Here is a 4,369-nt window from a genome sequence, read left to right on the forward strand (position 1 = left end):
GGCAAAGGCTCGGCCACGAACGGCGAGTGAGGGCGTCCGGTCGAGGCTTACGATAGAGCGCCACGCGTCAAATTGGACCCGCAATGGTGCTCTTTCATTTTCTGGACGGCGCATGATCCTTTCCGGAATCGATTCCGGTTTCCGGGTCAGGCGCAAAGGACGCCGATGCTGGAAAACAGGACTAAGATTAGAGATGATGCGGCGATCGTCGACGAGGCGATCACCTCGCGCCGCTCGGTGCGGGCCTTTCTGCCCGACATGGTCGACGACGAGACGATCCGCGCCATTCTCACCGTTGCCGCGCGCGCCCCTTCGGGCACCAACATGCAGCCCTGGCGGGTCTACGTGACCAAGGGCGAGGTCAAGCAGCGGATCACCAATGCCATCCTCAACTCCGGCATCCGTGCCGAAAAGGCCGAGTGGGACGAGTATCGCTACTATCCCGACCAGTTCTTCGAACCCTATCTCACCCGGCGGCGGGCCAATGGCTTCGGCCTCTACAGCGTTCTCGGCATCGGCCGGCGTGAGGTGGACAGGATGCGCGCGCAGCACGACCGCAACTTCGTCTTCTTCGACGCGCCGGTCGGCATGATCTTCACCGTCGACCGGCGGCTGAACAAGGGGTCGTGGATCGATTACGGCATGTTCCTGCAGAATATCATGGTGGCGGCACGGGGCAGGGGCCTGCACACTTGCCCGCAGGCCGCCTTTGCACCCTATCACAAGCAGATCAGGCCGGTGCTCAACATTCCAGACGAGGAGATCGTCGTCTGCGGCATGGCGCTCGGCCATGAAGACACGTCCAAGCCCGAAAACGAGTTCCGCACCGACCGCGCGCCGCTGGAAGAGTGGGTGACGTTCGCCAAATGAGAAGGCGCCAAGTGAGGCGACGACGCGCCGTCTCGGTCTACTGCACTTCGTAACCGACTTCCTCACTGGCGTGACAGAGCGCCTTCCAGAACGAGCGCGCAAACGACCGGAATACATAGATGTCGAACTGGTCGGCGCCGGTGCGCTGGATCTGGGCGAAGACGTCATGATGCATGGTCGAACGGCCGGCACCGACCGGAAAGGCCGGCAGCGCGAAGTCGATGGCGAAGAATTTCGCCAGCACCCATTCGGCCTTCGGTCCGGCGATGCGGATTGCGGTGCGGCCATGCGACAGGTCGGTCACCGTGCCGATCGCCGGCGTCACGACACCGGCAAAGCCCGACACCAGGCCCTCGGCGTCGTCGACCACCGTGAATTTTCCTGGCGCGAAACCGAACACCGATCTCACGCCGTCGGTGCTGCCGGCGCCGGCGCCATCGGGCAGAGCAAGGCCGGTCACGGTGCGGATACCGGCGATCAACTCCTTCTCCTGGCCCGGCCAGGCAGCGAGCTGCAGGATCGACCCCGGCCTGGTTTCGGAGAGGATGACATCGATGCCGTGTTCGAAATCGCCGTGCGAGCCGGTGCGCAGTTCCGGCTCAAGCGGTGCCGGCTCAAGCGGTGATTGGCGCTCAACCATGCATGCGGCTCCCGTCCGGATCAAAGAAGTGGTTGGAGACGATCTCGACCGGGCCGAACCGGTTGCGCAGGGGATCGGAGATATGGGCGCGCGTGCCGCGCCGTGCCTTGCCGTCCTTGACCAAAGCGAGCGCGATGTACTTGCCGAGGGCCGGCGAATAGCAGCAAGCGGTGATGTGGCCGATGGAATCGTGCGGATTGGCTTCGTCAAGCGCCTCGACGATATGCGCGCCGCCGTTGAGCGGCTGGTTGTCGAGCGAAATCAGCCCGACGAGTTCCAGACGGCCGGGTGCGATCAGGCCCTCGCGATCCATCATCGCCGAGCCGATGAAGGGCTTCTTCTTGGACAGCATCCAGTCGAGATGCAGGTCGCGCGCCGTGGTGCGGCCGTCGATCTCGGCGCCGGTGACGTGGCCTTTCTCGATGCGCATCGTGCCCAGCGCCTCAAGCCCGTAAGTCACCAGTCCGAACGGCTTGCCGGCTTCGATCAACGCTTCCCAGACATGGGTGCCGTAGCCTGCGCCGGAGTAAACTTCGAAGGCCATTTCGCCGGAGAAGGAAAGCCGGCAGATCATCACCGACACGCCTGATATCTTGCCATGCACGATGCCCATGAAGGGCAGTGCGGCGTTGTCGACGGCAGTGCCGGTTACGCAAGCAGCAAGAATGGCTCGCGCTTTTGGCCCGCCGATCGCCGCACCCGCCCATTGGTCGGTCACCGAGGTGACGTGGACCTTCAGCTCCGGCCAGATGACGTCGAGGAAATATTCCAGGTGCTGCATCACCTTGCCGGCATTGGCGGTGGTGGTGGTCATCAAGAAGTCCTGTTCGCCGAGCCGCCATGTCGTGCCGTCGTCGAAGGCGAGGCCGTCCTCGCGCAGCATCAGCCCGTAGCGGGCCTTGCCGACGGCCAGCGTCGAGAACATGTTGGTGTAGACCCGGTCGAGGAATTCCGCCGCGTCCGGACCCTGCACGGCGATCTTGCCCAGCGTCGAGACGTCGACGATGCCGGCGCTCTCGCGCGTCGCCTTAGCTTCGCGTACATAGGCCTGCTCGATCGTTTCGCCGGCGTGGCCGTAGATCATCGGGCGATACCAGAGGCCGGCCGAATACATGGTTGCGCCGTTGGCGATGTGCCAGTCATGCATCGGCGTCAGCCGCTCGGGCCTCAGATCACCGAACCGTTCGGCGGCGAGCGAGCCGATCGACACCGCCGAAAAGGGTGGGCGAAAACGTGTCGTGCCGACTTCGGGGATCGGCTTGCCCAATGCTTCGGCCATGATGGCCAGGCCCGGTATGTTGGAGCTCTTGCCCTGGTCGGTCGCCATGCCGAGCGTGGTGTAGCGCTTCAGGTGCTCGACCGAGATGAAGCCCTCGCGATGCGCCAGCCGCACATCCTCCGCGGTCACATCGTGCTGGAAATCGACGAAGCTTTTTCCATCAGCCTTGATTTCGAACACCGGCGCCGGATCGGGATCGCCGGGTGCGGCTTCGACGACCGGCAAGGCCGCTGGCGTGCCCGTTCCACCCGCCGCGGAAAGGCCGGCGGCGCGGCCTTCGGCGATTGCCTCGGCGGTGGAAAAGCTGCCGGTGAAGGCGCCGGCGCCAATCCATCGCTGCGTCGCGTTCGGTGGTAGGAAGGCTTGTCTGGCGGCATTCCATTCCGCCTTGGCGCCGGCCTGGCTGGCCAGATGGATGGTCGGCGACCAGCCTCCCGACATCAGCAGGCAGTCGGCTTGAATGCTGCGCCGATCGCCGGCGAGCGCGCCGTTGACCATGTCGAAGCGCTGCACCTTGATGCCGGACAACCCCTTGCCGCCTTCGGTGGCGACCACGGCGTGAGCGGAAAGGTTCTTGGCCTCCACTTCGTCGGCGAGCTCGCGCATCTCGCTCGAAAGCTCCGGCCGCACGTCGACGATGGCGACGATCGCCGCACCGGCCTTCTTCAGCGCAAGCGCGGAGCGATAGGCGCTGTCATTGTTGGTGAAGAGCGCGATCCTGTTGCCCGGCAGCACGCCGTACTCGTTGGCGTAGCGCTCGGCGGCATTCGCCAGCATCACACCCGGCCGGTCGTTACCCGGAAACACCAGCGGCCGCTCGAAGGAGCCGGTGGCCAGCACCACCGATTTGGCGCGGATGGTCCAGTAGCGATGGCGCGGTTCGCCCTTGCCGGGCCTCTCCTTATGATCGGTGACCCGTTCGAGCGCGGCGAGCGTGTTGCCATCGTAGTAGCCCCAGACCGTGGTGCGCGGCAGCAGGCGGACATTGTCATAGCCTTCGAGCTGGCCGGCGGCTCGCGCTGCCCAGTCGGCGGCCGGCATGCCGTCGATCGTCTCGCCCGACCAGTTGGCCGAGCCGCCGAAATGCGGTTCGAGCTCGCTGAGGATGACACGCGCGCCCTGATCGGCGGCGGCCCTGGCAGCCATCAGCCCGGCCGGACCGGAGCCGACCACCAGCACATCGCAGGAAGCGTTCATGCGCTCATAGCGCGCCGTGTCGGCAGCGATCCCAGCACGGCCGAGACCGGCGGCGCGGCGGATGAAATGCTCGCATAACATCCAGAAACGCGTGCCTTTCAGCGGGCCGATCGCAGGTCCCATGAAGGTCTTATAATAGAAGCCGGCAGACAGAAGCTTGCCGCCGAACTGGTTGGCGGCGCTGAGATCCCAGGACAGCGATGGAAAGCGGTTCTGGCTGACGGCGGTCAGCCCGTCATAGATCTCGACCATGGTCGCGGCAATGTTGGGCTCGCGAACCTCGCGCCGCAGCACCGTCACCAGGGCGTTCGGCTCTTCGACGCCTGATGTCAGCACGCCGCGCGGGCGGTGATATTTGAACGAGCGCCCGAACAGGGTGACAC

At 65.0% G+C, this 4,369-nt stretch carries 3 protein-coding genes; 1 reads left to right on the forward strand and 2 read right to left on the reverse strand.

What is annotated here, in order from left to right:
- The first annotated feature begins 165 nt into the window (after positions 1–165).
- Positions 166–870, forward strand: coding sequence for a nitroreductase (locus tag EOA86_RS24000; RefSeq protein ID WP_127208973.1), 705 nt, complete (start codon positions 166–168; stop codon positions 868–870).
- 37 nt (positions 871–907) lie between these two features.
- Here EOA86_RS24000 and EOA86_RS24005 read toward each other — a convergent pair whose 3' ends face one another.
- Positions 908–1,510, reverse strand: a complete 603-nt coding sequence (locus tag EOA86_RS24005) for a sarcosine oxidase subunit gamma (protein ID WP_127208974.1) — start codon at positions 1,508–1,510, stop codon at positions 908–910.
- A partial coding sequence (locus tag EOA86_RS24010) for a sarcosine oxidase subunit alpha family protein (RefSeq protein ID WP_128343940.1) occupies positions 1,503–4,369 on the reverse strand: 2,867 nt, incomplete at its 5' end. The genes EOA86_RS24005 and EOA86_RS24010, both read right to left, overlap by 8 nt.

Source organism: Mesorhizobium sp. M5C.F.Ca.IN.020.32.2.1, assembly GCF_004023105.1.
Taxonomy (GTDB): Bacteria; Pseudomonadota; Alphaproteobacteria; order Rhizobiales; family Rhizobiaceae; genus Mesorhizobium; species Mesorhizobium wenxiniae.